The organism is Desulfatiferula olefinivorans, assembly GCF_054657895.1.
Map to the genome: position 1 here is coordinate 1 of NZ_BAAHXV010000035.1, position 24,132 is coordinate 24,132.

21 protein-coding genes are annotated in these 24,132 nt (G+C 58.9%); 5 read left to right on the top strand and 16 right to left on the bottom strand.

Going from position 1 to position 24,132, the window contains the following annotated elements:
- Positions 1-225: 225 nt before the first annotated feature.
- The 6 genes from ACYQ11_RS18145 to ACYQ11_RS18170 all read right to left on the bottom strand — a co-directional run bounded on the left by ACYQ11_RS18145 (position 226) and on the right by ACYQ11_RS18170 (position 5,411).
- Positions 226-936, bottom strand: a complete 711-nt coding sequence (locus ACYQ11_RS18145) for an ABC transporter ATP-binding protein (protein WP_459925232.1) — start codon at positions 934-936, stop codon at positions 226-228.
- Positions 933-1,727 (bottom strand): ABC transporter ATP-binding protein, encoded by a 795-nt coding sequence (locus ACYQ11_RS18150; protein ID WP_459925233.1) that lies wholly within the window; start codon positions 1,725-1,727, stop codon positions 933-935. The genes ACYQ11_RS18145 and ACYQ11_RS18150 overlap by 4 nt, the downstream gene beginning before the upstream one ends.
- A complete protein-coding gene (locus ACYQ11_RS18155; RefSeq protein ID WP_459925234.1) occupies positions 1,724-2,692 on the bottom strand; it encodes a branched-chain amino acid ABC transporter permease in 969 nt (322 codons plus the stop codon). The genes ACYQ11_RS18150 and ACYQ11_RS18155 overlap by 4 nt, the downstream gene beginning before the upstream one ends.
- Complete coding sequence (locus tag ACYQ11_RS18160) at positions 2,689-3,594, bottom strand: branched-chain amino acid ABC transporter permease (protein ID WP_459925235.1); 906 nt, start codon at positions 3,592-3,594, stop codon at positions 2,689-2,691. Before ACYQ11_RS18160 ends, ACYQ11_RS18155 begins: the two co-directional genes overlap by 4 nt.
- Before the next feature lie 79 nt (positions 3,595-3,673).
- On the bottom strand, positions 3,674-4,792 hold the full coding sequence (locus ACYQ11_RS18165) for a branched-chain amino acid ABC transporter substrate-binding protein (protein WP_459925236.1): 1,119 nt from the start codon (positions 4,790-4,792) through the stop codon (positions 3,674-3,676).
- Positions 4,793-4,901: 109 nt separating this feature from the next.
- On the bottom strand, positions 4,902-5,411 hold the full coding sequence (locus ACYQ11_RS18170; RefSeq protein ID WP_459925237.1) for a GNAT family N-acetyltransferase: 510 nt from the start codon (positions 5,409-5,411) through the stop codon (positions 4,902-4,904).
- Positions 5,412-5,723: 312 nt separating this feature from the next.
- Between ACYQ11_RS18170 and ACYQ11_RS18175 the strand changes: the two genes are divergently transcribed.
- The 3 genes from ACYQ11_RS18175 to ACYQ11_RS18185 are packed head-to-tail and all read left to right on the top strand — an operon-like array spanning position 5,724 to position 8,124.
- Entirely contained in the window at positions 5,724-6,539 is an 816-nt protein-coding gene (locus tag ACYQ11_RS18175) for a MipA/OmpV family protein (protein ID WP_459925238.1), read from the top strand.
- 30 nt (positions 6,540-6,569) lie between these two features.
- On the top strand, positions 6,570-7,196 hold the full coding sequence (locus ACYQ11_RS18180) for a TetR/AcrR family transcriptional regulator (RefSeq protein WP_459925239.1): 627 nt from the start codon (positions 6,570-6,572) through the stop codon (positions 7,194-7,196).
- Positions 7,197-7,221: 25 nt separating this feature from the next.
- Entirely contained in the window at positions 7,222-8,124 is a 903-nt protein-coding gene (locus tag ACYQ11_RS18185) for a CPBP family intramembrane glutamic endopeptidase (protein WP_459925240.1), read from the top strand.
- 242 nt (positions 8,125-8,366) lie between these two features.
- On the opposite strand, the gene ACYQ11_RS18190 is transcribed toward ACYQ11_RS18185, so the two are convergent.
- The 8 genes from ACYQ11_RS18190 to ACYQ11_RS18225 form a co-directional block, all read right to left on the bottom strand.
- Positions 8,367-9,317: a hypothetical protein gene (locus tag ACYQ11_RS18190; RefSeq protein WP_459925241.1), complete on the bottom strand. Its 951-nt coding sequence runs from the start codon at positions 9,315-9,317 to the stop codon at positions 8,367-8,369.
- A 185-nt stretch (positions 9,318-9,502) separates the two neighbouring features.
- Complete coding sequence (locus ACYQ11_RS18195; protein WP_459925242.1) at positions 9,503-11,854, bottom strand: hypothetical protein; 2,352 nt, start codon at positions 11,852-11,854, stop codon at positions 9,503-9,505.
- Between the two features lie 11 nt (positions 11,855-11,865).
- The gene (locus ACYQ11_RS18200; protein ID WP_459925243.1) at positions 11,866-12,717 is read right to left on the bottom strand and encodes a hypothetical protein; all 852 of its coding nucleotides are present in this window, start codon (positions 12,715-12,717) and stop codon (positions 11,866-11,868) included.
- A gap of 529 nt (positions 12,718-13,246) precedes the next feature.
- Positions 13,247-13,693: an HIT family protein gene (locus ACYQ11_RS18205; protein WP_459925244.1), complete on the bottom strand. Its 447-nt coding sequence runs from the start codon at positions 13,691-13,693 to the stop codon at positions 13,247-13,249.
- Positions 13,690-15,840 (bottom strand): caspase family protein, encoded by a 2,151-nt coding sequence (locus ACYQ11_RS18210; RefSeq protein ID WP_459925245.1) that lies wholly within the window; start codon positions 15,838-15,840, stop codon positions 13,690-13,692. Before ACYQ11_RS18210 ends, ACYQ11_RS18205 begins: the two co-directional genes overlap by 4 nt.
- 6 nt (positions 15,841-15,846) lie before the next feature.
- A complete protein-coding gene (ppnP, locus tag ACYQ11_RS18215; protein WP_459925246.1) occupies positions 15,847-16,182 on the bottom strand; it encodes a pyrimidine/purine nucleoside phosphorylase in 336 nt (111 codons plus the stop codon).
- 154 nt (positions 16,183-16,336) lie between these two features.
- Complete coding sequence (locus tag ACYQ11_RS18220; RefSeq protein ID WP_459925247.1) at positions 16,337-17,455, bottom strand: PorV/PorQ family protein; 1,119 nt, start codon at positions 17,453-17,455, stop codon at positions 16,337-16,339.
- 25 nt (positions 17,456-17,480) lie between these two features.
- Positions 17,481-18,296: an outer membrane protein assembly factor BamD gene (locus tag ACYQ11_RS18225; protein ID WP_459925248.1), complete on the bottom strand. Its 816-nt coding sequence runs from the start codon at positions 18,294-18,296 to the stop codon at positions 17,481-17,483.
- Positions 18,297-18,651: 355 nt separating this feature from the next.
- Between ACYQ11_RS18225 and ACYQ11_RS18230 the strand changes: the two genes are divergently transcribed.
- Together ACYQ11_RS18230 and ACYQ11_RS18235 are read left to right on the top strand one after the other, a co-directional pair.
- Complete coding sequence (locus ACYQ11_RS18230) at positions 18,652-19,488, top strand: hypothetical protein (RefSeq protein WP_459925249.1); 837 nt, start codon at positions 18,652-18,654, stop codon at positions 19,486-19,488.
- Positions 19,489-19,607: 119 nt separating this feature from the next.
- Positions 19,608-22,922 carry a Cache 3/Cache 2 fusion domain-containing protein gene (locus tag ACYQ11_RS18235; RefSeq protein WP_459925250.1) on the top strand — a complete coding sequence of 1,105 codons (3,315 nt, stop codon included), beginning with the start codon at positions 19,608-19,610 and terminating at the stop codon, positions 22,920-22,922.
- Positions 22,923-22,936: 14 nt separating this feature from the next.
- Here the strand turns inward: ACYQ11_RS18235 and ACYQ11_RS18240 are convergent, their stop codons facing one another.
- On the bottom strand, positions 22,937-23,218 hold the full coding sequence (locus ACYQ11_RS18240) for a PilZ domain-containing protein (protein WP_459925251.1): 282 nt from the start codon (positions 23,216-23,218) through the stop codon (positions 22,937-22,939).
- Between the two features lie 207 nt (positions 23,219-23,425).
- Positions 23,426-23,992 (bottom strand): response regulator, encoded by a 567-nt coding sequence (locus tag ACYQ11_RS18245; RefSeq protein ID WP_459925252.1) that lies wholly within the window; start codon positions 23,990-23,992, stop codon positions 23,426-23,428.
- Between the last annotated feature and the right edge of the window lie 140 nt (positions 23,993-24,132).

Here is a 24,132-nt window from a genome sequence, read left to right on the forward strand (position 1 = left end):
GAAGAACACGAAGGATCACGAAGAAAAGCCCACTATTTACGTACTTCTTCGTGCTCTTCGCGCCCTTCAGTGAGCAACGCGAACGGGTGGTTTAACAATTGAAAAATCACCTCCAACTTGAGGGAAGTGCATAACCAGAAAAAGGAATTTCATGCATTGGCAGAATAGGGAACGTGGAGACTTCATCTGAAACACGGCTTCGGATCACACCCGATCGCTATCGCCTCACCCGCCCAGATAGGCGTTGCGGACGTGGGGGTTGGTGAGGAGGGCGGAGGCGCTGTCTTCGAGGACGATGCGTCCGACTTCCATGACGTAGCCCCTGTGGGAAAGCTTGAGGGCGGCCCGGGCGTTCTGCTCGACGAGGATCACCGTGACGCCGGTCTCGTTGATGGCCCGGATCGTGTCGAAAATCGTGCGGATGATCAGGGGGGCCAGGCCCAGACTGGGTTCGTCGAGCAAAAGGATCTCCGGCCGGCTCATCAGGGCCCGGCCGATGGCCAGCATCTGCTGCTCGCCGCCGGAAAGGGTGCCCGCCAGCTGGCCGCTGCGCTGTTTGAGAATGGGAAAGAGCCGGTAAATCCAGGCCAGGGTCTCGGCGTTCCGGTCCCTGTCCGTGACGGTATAGGCGCCGAGTTTCAGGTTTTCGAGGACGGTCAGGGTGCCGAAGACCCGGCGGCCTTCGGGAACCTGGGAAATGCCCCGGGCCACGATGGTGTGGGCCGGTTTTTTGTGGATCGGCTCGCCCTTGTGCAGAATGCTCCCGCCGGAAATGGGCGCAAGGCCGCTGACGGCCATGAGGGTCGAGGATTTACCCGCACCGTTGGCGCCCAGAACGCAGACGATTTCCCCCTTGGCCACCTGAAGGTCGATGCCGTGCAGGGCCTCCACGTTGCCGTAGGCCAGATGAACCTTCTCGAGTGCCAGCACCGTCATGGCGAGTCTCCTTCCATTCCGTCCGGATCATCCTCGTCCGCACCCAAATAGGCCGCGATGACCCGGGGATTTTTCCGGATGTCCTCGGGCAGACCCTCGGCAATCTTTGTGCCGTATTCGAGGACGATCAGCCGTTCGCAGACGCGCATCACGAGGTTCATGTCGTGTTCGATGAGCAGCACCGTGATTCCCCGCTCCCTGATCTTGCGGATCAGGTCCACCAGCTCGGCGGTTTCCTGATCGTTCATGCCGCCTGCGGGTTCGTCGAGAATCACAAGCTGCGGCCGGGTGGCCAGCGCCCGAGCGATTTCAAGAAGCCGCTGTCTGCCGTAGGACAGACTGCCTGCCGCTTGTCCCGCCTGGTCGGCCAGACCGACAAAAGAAAGTTCGGACAGGGCCGCAGACAGGGCCTGTTTTTCTTCCCGTCTCTGGGAGGGCAGGCGCAACATGGCGGCCAGGATACCGGCCCGCATCCGACAGTGGCAGCCGGCCAGCACGTTCTCCACGGCGGACAGGGCCGGAAAAAGCCGGATGGACTGAAAGGTCCGGGCAATGCCCAGGGTGACGATGCGGTGGGGTGCAAGACCGGTGACGGGCGCTCCGTTGAAGGTAACCGCGCCTTTATCCGGGGTGTAGTTGCCGGTGATCAGGTTGAACACCGTGGTCTTGCCCGCCCCGTTGGGGCCGATGAGGCCGACGATGGAACCCGGCTCAACCGAAAAGGACACGCGGTTCACGGCCATCAGACCGCCGAAGCTCTTGGTCACCCGATCGAGGGTCAGAAGACTCATGCCGCCTCCTTGTCAGGCGGCGGCACCGCGTCGCCGGCCAGATCGTAGACCACGGGCTTGGGCGGCAGAAGGCCCTCGTTCCGGAAGATCATCATCAGGACCATGGCCGCGCCGAAGAACAGCATGCGGGCGCTTGACAGATCCCGGAAGATTTCCGGAAGGCCGACGATCAGAAAGGCCCCGAGGATGACGCCGGCTATATTGCCCGATCCGCCCAGAATCACGATGGAAAACAAAATCACCGATTCCCAGAAATTGAAGGATTCCGGGGCGATGATGGTCATTTTGGCGGCGAACACCGTACCGGCCATGCCCGCCCACACGGCGCCGAGCACAAAGGCGGCAAGTTTGTAAGCCCCGGTGTTGATGCCGCTGCCTTCGGCGGCCACCTCGTCGGCCTTGATGAATTTCAGGGCCCGACCGAAACGGGAACGCTCGATGCGAACGAACAGAAAAACCGTCACCGCCAGAAAAAACCAGATCAGGAAGAAAAAATCGCTGGGTCGCCGGATCACGTAGCCGAACAGGGTGGGGCGGCTGATGCCGAAAATGCCGTTGGATCCGCCGGTCAGGCCGAAGATGTCGTTGACCAGGGTGATGCGGACGATTTCCACCACCCCGATGGTGACGATCAGGAGGTAGTCCCCCCGGAGTCGGATGATGGGCCGGGCCACGATCAAAGCGAAAAGCCCGGCAAAAAGGCCGCTGACCGGCATCAGCCAGAGCACGGGAATCCCGTAGCGGGTGTTGAGGATGGCGGTGGTGTAGGCCCCCACGGCGTAGAAGGCCGCATGGCCCATATGGAACAGCCCGGCATAGCCGAGTATCAGGTTCAGGCTCAGAGCCAGAATGGCGTAAAGGCCGATGTTGTTGAGTACATCGACCCAGTAGGCGTCGAGAAAAAAAGGTGACACCGCCATGACCGCCGCCGCCGCGGCGAGGGCTATGTTGCGTCTGCCGGTCATAGTTTTTCCGCCACCCGTTCACCCAGAAGCCCGGTGGGTCGAACCAGAAGAATCAGGATCAGCACGGCGAAGGCGATGGCGTCTTTCCAGGAGGTCGGAAGGTAGGCCGCGCCCATGGCTTCGACCACCCCCAGCAGAAGGCCGCCGACCATGGCGCCGGGAATGTTGCCGATCCCGCCCAGAATGGCCGCGGTAAAGGCCTTGAGTCCATAAATCCAGCCCATGGTGAAATTGATCTGACCGTAGTAGAGCCCCACCATCAGCCCGGCGGCCCCGCCCAGGGCCGGACCGATCAGAAAGACCAGCATGATCACCCGGTCCACGTTGATGCCCATCATCCGGGCCGCCCCCTGGTCGATGGCCGCCGCCCGGATGGCCGTGCCGGTTTTCGAGCGCTGGATGAACAGATAAAGCGCAATCATCAGCACCAGTGAGGTGACAAGCACGATAATCCGCACCACGGGAATATTGATGCCCAGGATGCTGACGGCCTCGGTGGGCAGAAGGTTGTGGGGATAGACCCGGGTCCGGGCGCCGTAGATCAGCATGATGCCGTTCTGCATGAAGATCGAGGCCCCCAGGGCCGAGACCACCGCCGACAGACGCGGCGAATGGCGCAGGGGTTTGTAGGCGACCCGCTCGAGGACCACACCCACCACGGCCACCAGCCCCACGACCAGAAGAGCCAGCACGGCGATCCCCCCCACCGGGCCGATTTTATCGACCAACCCGAAGGCGGCCAGAAGGGTCAGCCCCAGGTAGGCGCCGATGGTAAACAGGTCCCCGTGGGCGAAGTTGATCAGCTTGAGCACCCCGTAGACCATGGTGTAGCCCAGGGCGATAAGGGCGTAGATGCTGCCCACGGTCAGGCCGTTCGTCAGTTGTTGAAAAAAAAGTTCCATGGCGTCATGTCGGGCTTATAAAGATAAATCGGCCCCGGCTTTCGAATGCGTTTCGAAGGGCCCGGGCCGGCGCTTTCGATCAGGGCTGGAGAACGAAACGCCCTTCGGCGTCCACGATGTACATGCGGTACACGTCCCCGATGCGGTCGCCCTTGGCGTTGAAGGCGATCTTGCCGGTCAGGCCCTCCACGTCCTTGAGTTTCGTGTGCATGTAGTCGGCCAGGACATCCGGATCCGTGGACCCGGTGGCGGCGATGGCGGCGGTGATGACCTTGAAGCCGTCCCCGGCCAGCACGGACCAGATCGATCCGGGAATACGCTGATATTTGGCGGTAAAGGCGGCCATGAACGCCTTGGCGGCGGGATCCGTCAGATCCTGGGGCAGGGGCGGGCTGATGCAGGTGAATCCTTTGGCCGCGTCCTTCCCGGCGATTTTCACCAGATCCTGATTGTTGGTGGCGTCACCGCCCACAAAGGGCACGTCCCAGCCCATTTCTTTTTTCTGACGCAGCAGAAGTCCGGCCTCACCGTAGTAGCCGGTAAAAAACACCACCTCGGGGGCGGTGGCTTTCATTTTCGTCAGAATGGCGGTGTAGTCGTTTTCCTTGGGCGTCAGGGCGTCGAAAAACACGATGTCGGCGCCGGCGTTTTTCAGATGGGCCAGGGTTTCGTCGGCCAGACCTTTGGCGTAGCTGGTGTTGTCATGAAGAATGGCGATTTTCTTGTAGCCGAGTTTGACGAGGGTTTTGAAGGCCACCTCGCCCTGACTGTCGTCCCGGGGGCAGGTGCGGAAGAAGTATTTCAGGCCCTTTTCGGAGAGCCGCACGCTGGTCGATCCGTTGGCGATCTGGATGATCTTCGACTCGTCGTAGATCATCTGGGTCACCTCGGTATTGGCCGAACCGTAGGTGCCGATGGAGGCGATGACCCCCTGGGTGGACAGGCGCTGGGCCGCCATGGAGGCGTTTCTGGCGTCGCTGCCGTCATCGCCCACGAGGATCTCGATCTGTTTTCCGAGAAGCCCGCCCTTGGCGTTCATCTCATCGGCCAGCAGGGTGACGATGTCCTTCATGTCCTGCCCTTCGCTGGCGTAGGAGCCGGTCAGAGGCCCCATGACCCCGATTTTAATGGTTTTGGCGGCCAGAGCCGGCGCGGCGATCAGACACAGTGCCAGGACACACAAAAGTTGTTTTTTCATTGGTTCCCCCCACGTAACGTTGATGTCATGTCCGAAAATAAGGAGAGGTACCAGACAAACGCCTCGCTGTCAACCTTCCAGCGTCGTATTTTACCATTTTTCCTGATGGTTATGAGGATTGGTCGCCCGGTTTCCCAAGGGCCTTGAACATCACCAGCGCATCCACAAACCCTGCACTCGGACTATGAAAGGCCCCGGGCAGAATGCCGACCACCCGGTAGTCCATTTTCTTCCACAAATCCACGGCCCCCGTATTGGTGGACACCACCAGATTGAACTGCATGGCCCGGAACCCCATGGCCGAGGCCGTCTGCTGGGAATGGGCGCACAGCGCCGTCGCCACCCCCTGCCGCCGGGCACGGTCGGCCGTGATGTAGCCGCAGTTGCAGACATGACTGCCCGGCCCGGGCTGGTTGGGCTTGATGTAGTAAGTCCCCATAATCGACCGGTCGTCCCCCACGGCCACAAAGGTCTCTCGCGGCAGGTCCACCCAGAGCCGCTTCGCCTCCGCTTCAGTGATTAAAGGATCACAGGCGTAGGTTTCCCCGGCCCGAAACACCCCCTCGATCATGGGCCAGAGTCCCGCCCAGTCCCCCTCTCGATACGGCCTGATCATCATGACGGCAGCCTCCTTTAAAGGTCAAATAACCAATTCGGTCGTGATGTGTACCATGAAAAAACCCGCGGGGAAAGCGTGACGGTTTCGCAAGTCCTGATCTCGACCCTTTCCCGAAATTTTTTCGGTTTGAACCCCATTTTTTTATTGACCGACCGTCGGTCGGTAATGTAATATCCCTTCCGTCGGATGAAAAAAACCGGCGCACAGAACGCCTGGTTCATCCGGACCAGAAAATGATTTTAAAAAAGTGAGGTACGACCCATGAACGAACGATTGAAACGGATCAGGAATGATCGAATGCTGAGGAGGGCGATGGTCGCCCTTACCCTTATGATGATTCTGCCCTTCGCCCCGTCCCGGGCCGTCGGACAGACGGAACACTGGGAAAGCTGTCTGGGTGGCGGGGTCTATGTCTCTCCGGTCTATCCGGGATCGGATACCACCTATGCCGTCGCCATGCCCTATGCCAGGGTCGGCTATACCCGGAATCGGATCTCCTACGCCGCTTCCCTGCTCGACGGGCTTGGCATAACCTATACCAATGAAGACAACGGTCTCATCACCGCCGTTTCGATGAACACCGGCGATGAACGGGACAGCCGGACCTACACGGTCCTGGGCGGAACACGTCGCCACAGTGAAAAGGTCCGCCGACTGCTCGACGGGACACCGACCGTCTCGACCGGCCTCCGGACAGAAATCATGCTCGGCCTGGTCAGCCGATTCGGTGTGGTCGGATGGTCACTCGACTATCACCCCACCCGTCAGAGTGGAGACGATCATCGTCTTTACCATGGATTTCTTTCATCATTTCGCTATAGTATTCCCGTTAATCTGACCCGGAAACTGACAATGACGGGAAGTCTTTCCCTTGATCTGATGGATCGAAGGTACGCCGAGGCCTGGTATTCGATCAGGGTGCCGACCCGCAGCCTGGACCGGTTCAACGCACGGGAAGGTCTTAAAGATATTCAACTGGTTGTACAGGTGGACTACATGGTTACCGGGCACATCGGGGCAACGTTTCTTGCAGGCGGCACACGCTATCTGAACGATGCACAGGACAGCCCCTACACCACATCGTCATACACTGTCACGTCGTGCCTGTATGGTTTTTACAGGTTCTGATGCGATTCATCATGATCAAGGAGAGCCGTTATGCCCCGAATCGTCAAGAAAGCCGAAGACAGAAAAAAAGAGATCGTCAAAGCCGCCCGGCAACTGTTTCTGGAAAAGGGCCAGAAAAACCTCACCATGCAGGGACTGATGACCGAACTGAACATCGCCAAGGGGACCATTTACCATCATTTTTCATCGAAAGAGGAAATTCTCGAAGCCATCGTTGAAGACCTTGTCGATGAAGAGCTCGAAAAAAAACAAGCCCTTTTGTCCAGTCCTCAGGTCCGGGGCCTCGATGCCCTTGAAAAATTAAAACGTCTGGTCACCGACGATACGCTGGCCGAGGACAATGAGGCCATCCTTGAAGCCCTTCACCACCATGAAAACGCCCATATGCATGCAAAGCAGCTGGGACGCTATCTGATCAAGCTCGCCCCCGTGTTCGCCTCCGTGATCGAAGAGGGCTGCAAGCAGGGGCTTTTTTCCACCCCCTGCCCCCTGGAGTGTGCCGAGTTGATGCTCGCGGGGGTCCAGTTTCTCACGGATCAGGGGTTCTACCCCTGGGAGGCCTCAGACCTCGAGCGGCGGATGAACGCCTTTCCATCCCTGCTAGAGTCCCTGCTGAACGCACCCTGCGGGGCCTTTGATTTTTTAAAGGAACGATAAACAACCCATTAAGGGAGACCCTGACATGACCCTCGATAAATACAGACATCCATTTGTTTTTTATGGACTTTCAACCGCCATTCCCTGGCTGTTCTGGATGACGGCCGCCTACCTGAGCCACCTCGAACCCGGCCCGGGATCCACCGGAACGTTGATACTCGGGAACGACCTGCGTGTGGTTTTCATGTCAGGATTCATGATCATCGGGCTTGCCGCCCCCATGGTCATCGCCGTTGTCATGATGGTCGTCGATAAGGATCTGAAGCGGGATCTTTTCCTAAGACTCAACGGATTTCATGCCGTCAAACCCTTTTATCTGTGCCTGACCTGTCTTCTCATGCCGGCAAGCATCCTCGCTGCCCAGGCCGTCTCACTTCTTTTCGGACACAGCGTCAGCCAGTTCGGTTTTTCACGCTGTTTCTCTTTTTCAGCCGGTCTGTTTCCGGCATGGTTCCTGATTTTTCTCGCACCGGTTCTTGAAGAGCTGGCCTGGCATACCTACGGCACGGACTGCCTTCGCCGAAGATTCAATCTGTTCACCACGTCCATCATCTTTGCGGTGTTCTGGGCGCTTTGGCATGCCCCCCTTTCGTTTATCAAGGACTATTACCACAGCAACCTCACCGAAACCGGCTGGCTCTATTCCCTGAATTTTTCCGTGAGCCTGATCCCCTATGTCCTGTTGATGAACTGGCTGTATTACAAGACCAATCGGAACATTCTGGTCGCCATTGTCTTTCACATCACGGCGGGCCTTTTCAATGAAATTTTCCAGACCCATCCCGACAGCAAGGTCATTCAAACGGTTTTGCTTCTGGCCTTGTCCCTGTACCTGATCCACAGGGATCGGGCGTTCTTTTTCACTTCCGGAGACAATCCGGCCACAGGAGCATCCGTGCGTCGGGACCAGATCATCGCTGCGCAATAAATATTGATGGCTTCGTAAAAAGTCCGATTTCTTCGTTGCGCTTCATCCCTCGTCACTGCGGCGTACCCTAAGTACGCATCATTCCTCGGGATTCGCGACGCCTTGAACTCGAACTTTTTTCTTTGCCGTCCTTTGATGACTTTTTACGAGTTCATCACTATTAGGTCCACGGCAAAAAAAAACCAGGACCGGGGTCACCCCGGTCCTGGTTGATCGGATGGGTTGCGGCGTCAAAAGACGGATCAGAAGGGTTTGGAGGCGCTGAAACCGAAGGAGACGCTGCGCTCCGGATCATCGGCGGGATCGGTACCCTTGTCGGTGTTCCAGGACTGGGAGAGCGGGATGGTGGCCGACACGGTCATCTCCACGTTGTATTTCTTGTACAGCCAGGAGAAACCGGGAATCAGATCCAGACTGTTGATGCCGGCGTGGTAGGAGGTCGACCCGATGCTGCCCAGATCCGCTTCGTCTTCGGCCCTGGATTTGTAAAGCAGAAGGCCGCCGGCTTTCATGGTGTCGTTGATGATGTAGTCCGCTCCGGCTGAAATCAGGTATTCATCGCCGTAAGCAACTTCGTCCTGTCCCTGTTCGTAGTCGCCGTTGTAGGCATAGCCGAGCCCTGCTTTCAAAATCACGGCGTCCATGTACCAGGTTCCGTTGAAATAAACGCCCACGTCGGTGGAACCGGTGCCCAGGGGCACGTCTGCATCTTCGAATTCACCGGTGGGGGCCTTGATGATCAGCTTGGAATCCATCAGGAACCGGGGAAAGCGGATCAGGTAGTTGGTGGTCAGGGAGATATCACCGAGGCCGCTGTCGCTGACCGTTCCCACTTCGCGCCGTGTGTAAGGCAGGATCAGCTTGAAGTTCAGCATTTCCTTGTTGCCGGTCAAAGACAGAGGAAACCCGTAGGAAAGCGGAATGTTGTAGGTCTGGACGTTATCGGTAAAAATCGCTTCGATGCTCAGGGCCTTGACCGGCGTTTCCGAAACCTGGCCGTCCATGGTGACGATGGCGGTGGATGGAGCGGTGGTGGCTCCGGTGGACACACGGTTGTCTTCCCAGACGTTGTCCTGATCGGTGGTGTCGCCCATCATGTGGCCTTCGTAAAAGGTTTCGAAAATATCAGCCGCCAGAGCCGAACCTGCGGCCGTCAGCAGCACCATTAAGGCCAAGCATACAATTTTTCTCATGATACCTCCTTGTTCAAACAGAGCCTTTCGGCCATTTCATTATCCGTGTCGTTTTCGTAAGACGATGATGGGCACGCTGCGCTTTGCCCATCCTGCGGTGGTTTGCATGCAGGGTGGTCAATGCGACGCGTGCCCGAACGGTAACGGACCCCGGCGGGTGCCGGGGTCCGTTGGGGTTCTCTCGTTTAATCCACGGTAAAGCCCACCACCGTGGGATCATCCACGATGGTGTCGCCGTCCTGGGTCACGGCGTCGATGATATCGAGGCCTTCGTCGATGATGCCGTTCTGGTTCACGTCGACGATCACGTAGTAGCGTCCCGCCGTCATCGGTGCCGGCCAGATGTTCATCATACCCGCTCCGTTGTAGCAGGAGGGCTGGACGGTCAGGGTCGAATGGCGTCCGGTGACGTCGATGGCGTCCGTGAGGGCCCCCGCCGCCTGACCGTAGTCCGCCAGGTCGAAGGTGGCGGCGTTGACGATGTAGACATCCACGGAACGGCCGTAATAGAGACCGTCCTGGGGATTCTCCGCCGGGTACCCGAACCAGGTGAAGTAGGGATTGAACACGGCCTTGACCCCGTAGCCGGCGCCGTAGGGATTGGTATCAAGCCCGTTGGCGGTAAAATTGTCACGGTAGTCGCAGTACTGGGAATACAAGGTCCAGTGCTGGGCCCAGGTGTTGCCGAAGGAACCGCCCGAGGCGATGTTCACATAGCTGACCCGCGGATAGGCGTTGGTGATGGTGTTGAGAATCACGATGGTCAGCTTGTCGTCGGTACCGTCGAAAATCCCGTCGCCGTCGTTATCGACCACCAGGTAATAGGTGTTGTTGTCGTATTTCGGGTTGATGACCTTGTGGGCGCCGTTCAGGTCCCAGATTTCCGATGTGACGGTACCGGCGGGATCGCCGGTGACATCGGCCACGGAGAACATGGCGCGGGCCGCCAGGGCATCATTGACGGCAAGGGCGCCGCCCTGGACGGTGTTCAATACATAAACATCAAAGGATTCCGGCGCGTTTTCCGCCTTCAGGTAGACCACGGTGTTGCCGGGATCGTTGCTTTCGTTGAAATACGGGGTTTCCGTGTTACCGGCCGAATCGGAACAGGTGGCGTAGTCGCCGGAAGGCACATCGAGGACCGTCACGGCGTTCTCGATGAAGTAGTCGGTGCCTTCGGTGAAGACGCCGTCATTGTCCAGATCCACCACCAGGTCGAGGGCCACGTTGGCAACAAGGGTTCCGGCGGGCGGATAATGCGTATCTACAACGCCCCGCGTCGTGAGAAGAGCCCGATCTTCAATGTAGGGCAGGAACCTGAGCTGTGCGTCGGGAATCGTTGCGGGCACGGTCGGGACCACACCGACATCTTCAGCGCCCAAACGGACATCGGCCGGAATCGCGGCTCCGTCCGCACCGGAAAAGGAATCGACCAGATAAATCGTCACACTGGCCGTGGGTACGTTGTCGATGCTGACGGTCAAATCCTGGGCGGCGACAGCGCCGCTTTCCGGGATGGCGTTGACGATGTTGCCGGCCGCGTCCTTGATGGTCACGAACATGTCGTTGGCCGGGGTGTTCTGGACGATGAAGCTGGGCAGGCCGTTACTTTCCACGCCGTCGACGAAGTAGTCGGAAACGCCGTCGCTGTCGGTGTCCACGCCGGCGTCAAACACGCCGTTACGATTCACGTCCATGACGATGGTGTAGGCCATGGTATCTTCATCGGGGTTGATGAGGGTGGGGGCCACGTTCAGGTCCCAGAGCAGAGTGGCGCCAACGGCTCCGGCATTCACGGCCGCCGTGACCGGTTCGAACGCTTTCTGATCGGACAGGGCCAGAGCGTCTCCATCCTGAAAAATACCGCCGGTGAAGTGAAGCACATAAAAATCCACCTGGGTCACCGGAGCGCCGTCAGCCATGGTGGGTACCCGGTCCGCTTTCACATACACCTTGGTTTTCGGGTCAACCGCGCCGGCCGCGTCGAGGGTGCCCGTTTCACGGAAGGCGTTTTCAGGGTAGTAATTCACGTCGTCTTCGGTGTAGCAGGCATAAAAGACCGGTTTGGGATTGTTATCGGTGGCCGCCTTACCGTAGACAAGGAACATGTCTTGGGTGAAATCGGTGGAATCGCCGCCGTCATACAGGCTTTTCACGTTGACCTTGAAACCGACCGGCGTCAAATCGCCGTAACTGTCGACGACCAGGTTGCCCGAGGCATCGCCTTTAACGCCCACATCGTACCAGAGGGCCACGGGACCGATAACGCCGTCGGCATCGGTCTGGGCTTCGATCGTCGATATGGTTTCATTGTCGGCGTCCAGGGCCTTGATCTGATAATAGCTGTGGGCCCGCATGCCCGCCACCTTGACGTAGAGGGTGTCCATGGGTGAGAACTGCCGGGTGGCTTCCATTTCCGAGTTATAGGTACTCAGGATCAGATCGCCGGGGATGGGCCGGGTGTCGCAGGCGGCCAGGGAGAAGATCGCCAGGGCGGCCGCAAACCATGTGATCAATGCGTTTTGTTTTATCTTCACGGGTCACCTCTCTAGTTGTCTTTTTTGGAAAACATCGTGCCAAGGGGGAGTTCAACTGCCGCGTAGGCCCGAAGGTCCGTGGAGTCGTTGGAGAAGCCGGGGTCGCCGGTGCTCACGTCTTCCTGAACCACGTTGTATCCGGCCAGGCCCAGGCTGAACCAGCCGAGTTTCACCTTGGCGCCCACGTTGACCACGTAGTCGTCCTGGTCCTTGCCGATGCCCTGGGCCTCGGCCATCAGGTAGATCATGTCGAACAGCACCAGGTCGGCACCGCAACTGAAGAACAGGTCGCTGGTTTCACCCTCGTTATAAATGGATTCGGCCACGCCCGTGGCGGAGAGCACGGCTTTTTCCGTGAACAGGGGCACCCTTATGGTCACGGCCAGGTAGGGATTGAACAGGATGTCTTCCTCGTCGTCGAATTCATTGTTATCGAGGGAGATCGCGTTGAGACCCAGGGCCGCCTGGGGAATCAGGCTGTCGGTCATGTGGAAGACCCGGGCCTTGAAGCTGAAGGTGTCCATGGCCAGATCGGTCTTGTCCAGGTCGTCCCAGATATACTGGCGCCTTGTGTATCCGAACTCCACGTCATCGGAGGTGCCGATCATAACCGTGGCCGAGGTAAGAAACAGCCGGTCGTCGTTGATGGTGCCCGCGTCTTGGGCACTGCCCGCCGCGTAGATATTCCATTTTCCGGCGGGAATCGCCTTGGGGATGGTGATGACCCCGTTTTCGCCCCATTTGTAATCGGGGGTGATGCATCGTTTGAACAAGGCAAATTCCGACTGCTTGGACGCCGCCGAGGCCGTCTGGCACATCCAGAACAGCACGATCGCGGTTAACGCCGTTTTTTTCCAATTCATCAAGGCACCTCCTGTTAAATGTGCAAGATTCGTGATTCCTACGGGCAAAACGCAGGGACGGCCTGACAGCAGAGGCTCGTCCCCGCGGTCGTGACGGTTACAGTCTGTTGATCGTGTGAATGGTTTTCCTGGTTCTGTGCGATGCCGGCGGGGCTGCGGCCGACTTTAAACCCTCGTCGGCACGGATCGGATGTTCCGAAAACAGTGTCTGATCGGTCGTGGTCGCGCCGTCCCCCATCGTCACTCCCCCTCTCCTCGTCGGGTTATGGTTTGGTCAACCCGGCATAAATCACTGCGATAATACCAAAGAGAATCCATGAAAATCAAGGCTTATGACCGTTTGGACCCCGGCGCCCCGGGGGAGTCCAGGAAACTCTTTCCCTAATCACCTGGAATCATATGCTATTTATAAAGGCCGTCCGACGCCGGTGCGTCCGGGAAAAACCGGTCGGGAGCAGGTCCTCGCCTGAACCGTGCGGTTTCGGCGTGTTAATCCCCTGCTCAAGCCCTGTTAAGCGGCCTTTGACGGTCAGAACGGCAGGCCGGTCCAGGGTGAGGGCTGGAGTCGATCCGGGGACAGGCCCTCCGTGATCCGCCGGATCACACGGTCCCGCCCGGACGGGTCGTAGGGCTCGGTTTGTCCCGACCCCCAGACCACCCCGGGCCAGCAAGGATCGGTCGTCGAGCGGCCGATCACATGGATATGCAGCTGGGACACCACGTTGCCGATGGCCGCCACATTGAGTTTGTCCACGGGAAAGGCGGATTTGAGCAGACGGGAGATCCGGTTGATGTCGGCCACAAGAAGGGTCAGCACGACCTCGTCCAGTTCATACAATTCGGTCTTTTCGGTTTCCGGGACCAGAATCAGCCAGGGAAACAGGCGGTTGTTCATCAAAAGCAGATGGCCGGCCGAAAGCCGGCCCAACACGAAGCAGTCGGCCCGGAGACGGGGGTCAAGGCTGATATCGGTCATGGGGCCTCCGTCACGTCGAGATCGTCAAAGGCCACCTGCTGGCGGTTTTCCACGAACAGACCCACACGCAGGGCATGGTGGGGCAAAGGCAAAAAGACCTGTCCCACCCGGGTATCGTTGACGAAAAAATCACACCGTGATCCCCGGACCCGGACGAGGAGGTCGTTTCGGGTTTCACCGTTTCCGGGAGTCACGTGGCCGAAGGTCCAGGCCATGGGTTCGGGATCGACCGTCTGATTGTTCGCGTGGGCGCTCACATAGCTCCAGCCGTTGGCGCTGATGCCGAAATTGTATCGGTTCGGAGGGTCGGTACCCAGGGCCAGCCCGTAGGCGTAATTGTTGACGCCTTTTTTCCAGGTGGTGGTCACCCGGACATCAAAGCTGTCGGGAAGATCGAGGGGCAGGTCTGCAAATTCCACGGAATTCAGGGTATTTTTCGTTTCCATCAGGTAGACGCCGTCGCTCAGGGCTGTGTTGTAAAATTCTCCGTCCGGCCAGAGTTTCCAGCGACTCTCGTCAATGGAAAAGGCCTCGTGAAAAAGGGTTCGGCGGCCGCCTGCGGGCACGGTGACGGTCAGATCGTCGAACCGGATCATTTGCATGTTTTCCACGAAAAACCCCAGGCGAAGGCGCTGAGGGTCAACGGGAAGGGTCACGGACCCGATCCGGTTGCCGTTGACCTCGTAGGTGCAGGATTTTCCACGGACCTTGATTTTCAGGAGGTTGGCCGTCCGGCCGTCTCCGATCCGCGCCGTGCCTTCGGCCCAGGCAAGGGGAATCGGCTCAATCACCGTGTTGTCGGTGTATCCGGTGACGTTGGTCCAGCCGTTGCCGCTGACGGCGAAATTCAGACGGTTTTCGGGATCCGAACCCAGGGCCAGGCCGAAGGGCCGGTTGTCGACACCGTCCAGCCATGTGGCACGGACCTCGACGTCGAACCTCTCGGGCAGGGAAAGGGGATGTCCCATGAACTCCACCGAATTGAGAGCGTTTTTTGTCTGCATGAAAAAGCCGCCGTCCCGGATGGCCGTGGTGTAGTGCTGCCCGTTGGGCCAGAGCGTCCAGCCGTGGGTATTGGCATCGAAGGTGTCGGACAAGAGACGGGTGTCGGATGTTTTTTCCGGGGGTGGGGCTACCCGCTCGGGCACGGTTTCCGAGCGGGCGGAGGTCAGCTGTCGAATCCTGACGGCGGCGATGGAGCTGAACCGCCCCTTGGGATACAACGCCAGATAGTCCTTGAAATCCTGAGCCGCGTTGGATTGCTTGATGGCCAGCCAGAACTCCTCCTCCGCGTCGAGGCGGACTCCGGGGTAGGAGGCCTGATCGATACCGGTGTTGCTCTCCTGTTTGTCGGACGTGGGCCGGACAAAGAAAAAATCGCCGGTGATCGACGAGGACACCCAGGGGACCTGCATCCGTTTTGTTTCCGTCTGAACTCCCCGGCCCACCTGTTTCATCATCTGGCTGAGTTCCAGGTGTCCGTAACGGTCCAGGGCGTCGAGCAGGTGTTTGGTGAACACCCCGTTGCGACCGTCCCCGTCCATGGCCGTCTGCCCCGGAGCGGTGGCATAGGAAATCATGCTGCCCGCAGGGGCGTCCATCTGGGCCAGCCCCCGGTCGGCACTGCGGAAGCTCCGGGCGAAGGGATTGTTGCGGCAGGCATCGAGCAGCACAATGTTCAGGCGGTTTTCCGCACTCTGCATTTTTCTGAGCACCATGCCCGCATCCACGGCGTAATCCTGGACTTCATCCTCGTGCCGGATGTCGGCCCCCACGGGGATCAGGTAGTTCCGTCCCTGGACCTGCATGCCGTGACCGGCAAAATAAAACAGACCCACGCCCCCCTTTTTCAGTCGGCTCCCGAAATCACGGATGGCCCGGCGCATGCTTCTCTGGTCGGCATCGATGAGCCGGATGACTTCAAACCCCATGGCCTCAAGCTTTTTCGCCATGTCCGCGGCATCGTTCACCGGGTTTTTGAGGGGGCTTGCGGCGTAATTCCCGTTACCGATGACCAGGGCCACCCGCTGCTCGGAAAAGGCCGCTTCCCGGGAGACCGTGATGGCCCGGTCGGCACGGCTTTCAGCGATGAAGGTAAAAAAGACCGACAGGACCACAACAAGAACGGCGGTGATGCGTACGTTCATGATCGATTACCCTTTGGCGGGGCCGGCTGTGTCGATGTAGGAACAGCAATAATCGGTGACCTCGTGAACCTTCATACTGAAAGACGCACGGGCCGGAACCTCGAAGGTCTGTCCCGCCGTTACAGGTGTAAAGGTGTCGCTGCCGGGCAGAAGGACGTCCAGCCGGCCGCTCTGAATGTCCATGATTTCCTTTTGTTCCGTGTTGAAGGTGTAGTCGCCCGGAAGCATGATGCCCAGGGTCTTGCGTGATCCGGCGGGAAAAAAAACGGTCCGGCTGGTCACGGCCCCGTTTGCGTAGATATTGGCGTGTTTGACGATACTGACGTGGTCGAACCGGCTCATGGTCGTAGTCCTTTCATTCATCGGGCGTAAAGGTGAAACCGGCCCGGGAGAAAGGTCTTTCCTCCGGGCCGAAGGCATCGTGATGCCGATGATATAATTGACCCCGACAAAAATGGCAAGGGTCTGACGGGTCGGGATTCCGATGAACCGGATTCTACCAGAGCCATCCCATGGAAATCTGGGCCACGTAGCGCCGGTCTTCCTTCTGGCCGCCGACCACGCCCTGTTCTTCGCCGTAGGTGGCCAGGTCGAGTTTGATGATCTCGAAATCCAGGGTGGCGCCGGCGGTGAAATAGCCCTGGTTCAGACCGGCCCGGGCGCTGAGGATATAGGGCAGGGCCACTTCCACACCCATATGGAGTTTCTTTTCGTTGGAGTCGTCGCCGGCCGCGTTGTCCGTGACGTCATGGATGTCCAGGGCCTCGGTGATGGTCAGACCCAGAACCTTCTGGGTCAGGGCCACACCGGCGTTGATCTGGGTTTTGCTGTCCACCGCGTCCCCGAATTCCATGTCGGGCACGTTCTGGGCCACCAGGGCCAGGTTGAGCCCGGTGACTTTCAGGGCGTCGGTGGTGTACAAAAGGCCCAGGTCCGCCGACACGGAACTGCCGTCCACGGTGTCGTCTTCCATGATGTCCTCGAAGTTGTCATCGGCGATGATTTCCGGGGTGTAGACCTCGTCCAGGGAGTTCCGGGTAATGGCCTTGACCGTGGCGCCGAGTTTCAGGCCCTTGACCCAGGGCAGGTCCATGCCCGCCCCCGCCATCAGACCGTAGTCCACGATGGCCTGGATGTGGGCTTCGGGCCAGACGGGGTTTCGGACCTGCATGTTGCTGGTGGCCTGGCCGATGGCGCTGACCATCACCCCGGCACTGCCCAGCCGGAAGCCGGTGTAGATGTCGGCGGCCACCTTGAGGTGGTTGTTTTCGCCGACATATTTGCGAAGCAGGTCGGCCACGGCGGCACTGTCGTCGGAGTCGATGTCATTGAAATCGTTGTACAGATCCACGCTGTTTTCCGAGGCTTCGATGTGGGGGTTCAAAATCCCCAGGCCGAAGCCCTTGAGCCGGGACAGACCCGCCGGGTTGTAGAAGATGGCGTTCTGGTCGTCGGCCACGGCGGTGAAAGCCCCGCCCATGCCCAGAGGCCGGGCGCCCCGGTGAAAGCCCTGATACTCGGCGGCCGGCGCCGATCCGGCCCAGGCCGTGAGTATGAAAACAAGTACAAGACCCACACGGGGGACGTTGATTTTTTTTGTCTTGAGCATCATCATCGATCGGTCTCCTTGCATGGGTGGGTTACATGTTTTCCAGGTAGGTGTTGAGTTCCAGCGCCGTGATCTGACCGTCCCGGTTGGCGTCCAGTTCACTCAGGAATTCCTCGAAATCGTCTTTCATGTCGTTGGTGTCGGCGAACGCGTCGATGGCTGTTGCGATAAACAGAAGATCAGCCTCGATGCGGTCGATTTCCTCCTGGGTGGGGTTGACCGGCCGAAAATCATCCCGATTGTCCCGGACCCACTGCTCGGTCATGGTCACGGGAAGTCCGCCCAGTTCGCGGCAGATCATCCGGGCCAGATTCAGTACCGTCCGGGTGATGCCCAGGAGGCCCAGCTGCATTTTCTGGTCGTTGGTCAGGTAGGGAATGTCGTCGATGGACTTGGTGGCGGCGTCCTTGCGCAGGGCGGCGATATCCAGGAACAGCTCGATGGCCTCGTCGGCGTCTAACAGTTTCTCCTCGATTTCGGTTTCGGTCAGTACGCCGTCATCCCCGGCGATGACCCGGCCCACCATGTCGATGCTGCCTTCGTCGCCCTGTTCATCCAGGTCTTCCAGGGTTGTGATGATGTTGAAGGTGTCGATGCCGATGCCCCCGGCGACGGCATTGCTTTTGTACTGCATCACTTCTTCGGTCTGGGGCAGGGAATCCAGGATGGATCGGGCCAGGGCGTAATTGCCGTCGTCCAAGGCCATGCGGGCCTCTTCGAGCCGGGCGTCGTAGGAATCGCCGTCATCGCAGCCGGTGAGGGCCAGGCCGGTCAGTCCCATGATCAGAACGACCATCAGGTTAACCATGAGGGTTCGTGTTTTCATGCACATGACGTTCGCTTTCATAAGTCATCTCTCTTTGTTTGGGTTGTTTTTGGTTTGGGTGGATCACACCGAAAAGGCCCCTGCTGCGGGCCTTCCGGTAAATCGTTCTCCTTGATCGGTCACGGGGTGGATTCAACAAACAGACAATGCCGTAATAATAACAGAAATCATCGGATAACTGAATACTTTCCATGAAAAAAAAGGCCGTCGCACGGATCGGATTTGAAAAAACCATACGATGATGACATCGGTCCGACCCGGACACGGGTTTAGCGAAAAATGGGGCGCTGAATGAAAAAAGCTGGAATCCGGTTGAAATAAAAGGGTATAAATCGTCAGTCGCATCATGATCCCCACCGATAGAAAGGAGACGGCCATGACCTATGAGGAGCGAAAAAAACAGGAAACCATTCAGCGCTACCGGCTGGCCCGGTGGCCGGTGTTGATCAGCACCCTGTACTGGATCGTCTACATCGTCGGAGCCCAGCTGGGATACGAGGCGCGGTTTCCCCTGGGGCCGGAGATCATTCGTCTGGAGAACCGGGAGAAGGCCGAATTTCTGGAGCCGTCGGTTCCCCCCGCCGTTTCCGCGTCCACACCCATTTACGATCCCCGGAAGCAAAAACGATTTCCCATCGAGGAACAGCCGCGAACCTTCGCCTTTGCCGTCAGCCTTTCCGGTCCCTGGGCCCTGGGCCTCGATCCTGATTTCGCCCTGTCGGTCAACCCCAGGGTGGAACTGCTGGACGCGGACGGGCGCCTGCTGGCCAACAACAGCGCCTCGCCGTATTACTGGAAACCGTTTCCCGGCGCCCGGCACTACCGTTCGGAATCGGACGAGGATCGGCGAAAACAAAACAGCCACGGCGCCGGTCTGACACACGATCTTGACGCAGGCACGACCTACCTGCTCCGGGTCAGCCCCGAAGCCAATCAGGACTATTATCATTCCGCCTATTCCGGCGACGGCATGAAACGGGAACGGAACACCTATGATCTGATTATCCGTCCCTACCGACCGGCGGACCCCTACCCCCTGATTCCATTGGTGCTGCTCATCGGCGTTCCCATCGTCTATTTCTTTTTTCTGTTCCGCCTGAGCTTTCGCCTGGCCAAAGAAGAAGGCCAAACAGCGGCGGGCCTCAAGACGGGCGAACGGTTTTCGGATTTCAAAACGCGGGTGGAGCAGGCGCGGAAACAAAACAAACCCTGAGCCGTCTTTTTAATCGATGGCAACCGGGCCCGGGACGTGGTATAAAAAACAATCTTCACGATTAAGGTCAACCGCCGCCTCATCAACCGAACCCAGGCATGTTTCGACAAGGAGAATCCATGGTCCCTGAGCCTGTCACGACGGACCTCCATGGGTCGCAAAGGCCGCCTTTTCTCAGTCGTCTGGACGTCAAAATCGCCCTGATGGGGGCGCTCTGCGTGTTTCTGACGGCCCTGGCCCTGGTGCTTCTGGCCGTGCGGCAGAGCGGTCATTACAACGCCCTGGCCCAGCGAGAGGTCGACCAGCTGATCACGGCGGATCTCGATCATATCACCCAGGGGGTTTACAACCTGGTCCGCACCGAAAACGAGGCGGTTCAGCTCCAGGTCGACTACAATCTCAACGTGGCGCGCCATCTGCTGGCCGGACTTGGACCGGTGGTCCTTACCGATGAGCTGGTGGACTGGACCGTGATCAACCAGTTTACCCGGGCGTCCCAAACCGTCCGGCTTCCCCGGTTTTCCATCGGCGCGGTCCTTGTCGGGCAGAACGCCGATCCGGACACCCCCTCGCTTCTGGTCGATCAGGTGACCCGGCTTGTCGGTGAAACGGCCACCTTGTTTCAGCGCCTCAACGAGGCGGGGGACATGCTGCGGGTGGCCACCACGGTAAGGACCGAGAGGGGCGACCGGGCCATCGGCACCTATGTCCCCGCCGTCGATCCCGACGGAGCTCCCAACCCGGTGATTTCCGCCGTCCTTCGCGGCGAGACCTATCACGGCCGGGCCTATGTGGTCAACGCCTGGCACCTGACGGCCTACGCACCGGTGTACGACCCGTCAAAACGCCTGGTGGGCATGATTTACGTGGGGGTCAAACAATCGGTCGTCGAATCCCGGATCCGTCATGCCATTCTTCAGACCCAGGTCGGCAAAACCGGTTACGTTTATGTTCTCGGCGGTGCGGGCAAAGACCGGGGCCGCTACATTATCTCCGACAAGGGCCTGCGCGACGGCGAGGATATCTGGCTGAACCAGGACAGTGACGGGCATTTCGTCATTCAGGATATCATCGCCCGGGCCACGGCCCTTTCTCCGGGGCAGATGACCACCGTCCGGTACCGCTGGCAGAATCCGGGGGAAACCGAACCCCGCTGGAAAATTGCACGGATCGCCTACTACCCGCCCTGGGACTGGGTCATCGGAACCAGCGTCTACGAGGATGAACTGACCACCTACAGCGATCTGCTGCGGGAAGGGCGGCAACGGATGATCCGGTTCATGGGGATTGCCGGGGTGATGATCACCCTTTTGGTCGGTCTGATCGGCATCGCCATTATCTGGTCGATCACCCGGTCGGTGAGGCAGATGACCGTGGCGGCGGAAAAAATCATTGGCGGCGATCTGAGCCAGACGGTTTCGGTGGCGTCCCGGGATGAAATCGGCGTTCTGGCCCGAACCTTCAACCTGATGACCGGCAAGCTCAACCAGTCCATGGAACGTCTCCGGCGAAGCGAGGAAAAATACCGGGGCATGATCGAAAACGCCTTTGAGGGTCTGTTCCAGAACACCTTAGACGGACGGATCATCAGCGCCAATCCGGCCATGGCCGCCATTCTTGGCTACGATTCCCCCGATCAGCTGATCGCCACGGTCACCGATATCAAAACCCAGCTTTACGTGAATCCGTCCGATCGCGATCTTCTGGTCGAGACCGCCCTTGACCGGGGCAGGGCCGCCATGTTCGACGTTCCCCTTTACCGCAGGGACGGAGCGCAGATCTGGGCGTCGATCAACGCCCGGATGGTCTATGACAAAACGGGGGCTCCGTATTGTCTCGAAGGGTTTCTCACCGACATCACCGACCGGAAACGGGCGGAAGAGGCCCTGGCCGAGTCGCGGAACTATCTGGACGAAATCATCAACGCCGTGGCCGATCCCCTGTTTGTCAAAGACAGCGACCATCGGTGGGTCTTGGTCAACGACGCCCTGTGCTCGTTTATGGGGTACGACCGGGAAGCCATTCTCGGAAAAGGCGATCATGACTATTTCCCCAAAGCCGAGGCCGATGTTTTCCTGGCCAAGGACCAGCGGGTTCTGGAGACCGGCGAGGCGAACATCAACGAGGAAACCCTGACCGACGCCCGGGGAGAGGTCCATACCATCGTGACCAAAAAAACCCTGTACGTCGACAAAGCCGGGCGGCGGTTTATCGTGGGAATCATCCGGGACATTACCGATCAGAAACGGGCCCAGGAGGAACGCAAGCAGTTGGAATCCCGTCTGACCCAGGCTCAGAAAATGGAGGCCGTGGGCACCCTGGCCGGAGGGATCGCCCACGATTTCAACAATATCCTTTCAGCCATTATCGGATTCACCGAGCTGGCCCTGCTCGAAACCGATCCCGGTGAGAAGGTGACCGACAAACTCCGGCAGGTGCTTACAGCCGGAAACCGGGCCCGGGAGCTGGTCCGTCAGATCCTGACCTTCAGCCGCATGACCGAAACGGCTTACGCGCCCCTGTCCCTGAGAATCGCCGTCAAGGAGTTTCTCAAGATGCTCCGGTCGGTCATTCCGTCGACGGTGGCCATCGAATCCCGCCTTTCCGTTTCAGGGCTGGTGATGTCCGATCCCACCCAGATTCATCAGATTCTGATGAATCTCTGCACCAACGCCGTTCACGCCATGGACGACCGGGGCGGAACCCTGACCGTTTCCCTTGACGACATCGTGATCGATCGGCCGGAAACATCGCCTGATCCGAGTCTTCAACCCGGCGCCTATGTGGTGGTGGGTATAAGTGATACCGGGCGGGGGATTCCCGGATCGCTGATGGACAAGATTTTTGAACCCTTTTTCACCACCAAGGAGCGGGGCCGGGGCACCGGGCTGGGGCTTTCTGTCATTCACGGCATCGTGAAAAATCATCGCGGCGCCGTTACCTGCCGAAGCGTGGAGGGTGAAGGCAGTACCTTTTCCGTTTATCTGCCCAGACTCGAAGCAGCACAGGTGGAACAGCCTGCCCCCTCACCCCCTCGCCTGCTTGCGGGACATGAGCGGATTCTTTTCATCGACGACGAGGTCATTCTGGTGAATCTGGTGCAGGACATGCTGACCGGCATCGGCTACGACGTGGTGGCCCTGGCAAGCAGTTCCGAGGCCCTTGCGCTTTTTCGCCGTGATCCGTCGGCCTTCGATCTGGTCATCACCGACATGACCATGCCCGGCCTGACCGGCGACCGCCTGGCCGCGGAGATGCTGGCCCTGCGTTCCGATCTGCCCGTGATTCTCTGCACGGGGTATCATGAACATATGACCGGCGCCCGGGCGCGGTCCCTGGGTATCCGGGAGTTCATCATGAAACCCGTGGACATGAAAACCCTGACCGAGGCCATCCGCAGGGTGCTGGACACCCCCCCGACCCTATCGGATTGATGTGTTCCGGTTTTTCAGACCTCGCACTGCAGGCCGATGCCGAAGGCCTCGCTTTCCCGGTCGGACAGACGGGCGCACCAGCAGACCCGGTAGGTGTTCGCCGATCGGTAATGCTCGGTTTTGACGCAGACCGTGGATCCCGGCCGTAAATATTCCGGTGAGGTGACATACAGCCCCTCGTCGGAAAAATTCTGCATCCGGGCCCGGTGGAATCGGGCTGCACCCTCGCCGGAAAACAGCACGGGCGTGTCGAAATCCGTTCGTTCGTGCTCCCTGAGTTCTGTGAAATCCTTCATAAGACGACCTCCTTTCCCGAAACGGGATAACGGGAATGACATGACGGCCCGCCGGGGCGGGCCGGGATTGTGCGCCGGCGATCCCGGCCGGGGGCGTCCGCGGGAGAAAGAGACGAAGACAACGGTTCAGGCATCAGGGAGAGAAGAACATCAGCATCAACACATCTTAACGATGGGTTCCATGGATCCGGCCGTGGGGACGTCCGGTTACAGGCCCAGAATCCGGGCCACTTCCTGTTTGAACCGGGGCAAAGGCAGGGGCTTGCTGAAACACAGATCGGCCCCGTTTTCCAGCATCCGGTCAAATCGGTCCTGATCCAGAAAGGCAGACAGGACGAACACTTTGGTGTGTCGGGTTTCAGGGCGGATCTTGATCTGACGGCAGACCTCATCCCCTTTGATTCCGGGCATCATGATATCGAGAATCACCAGATCGGGCTTGAATCCGGGAATTTTCAGGCCGGCGTCGAATCCGTCCATGGCCGAATCCACCTCATAGCCGTGGGGATCTTCTTTCAGCCCCATCACCAGGGTTTCCACGATAATCGGATCGTCGTCGACCACCAGAATTCGTTTGGGCAACGGGCCCTGCCGTCCGGGCAGGGGAATGCCCTGTCGGGCCATGAAGGCTTCCAGGTCGTTCCGTGCGATCCGACGATGTCCCCCGACGGTCTTGTAGCAGGCGATGTGTCCTGCGTCGATCCAGTTGATGATGGTTCTCGGTGTCACCCGGCAGTACCGAGCGGCGGTATGGACTGTAAAGATATCGTTCATGGCAGGGGTCCGCCCGGGGTTATAAGAATTTTAGCTATTATACTAATTTTATTTTTGAGGGCTGTCAAGGGACAAGATTGATGATCTCGTAAAAAGTAAGTTTTTGGACGGCTTCGTAACATGTTCGACATCAAGGCTTG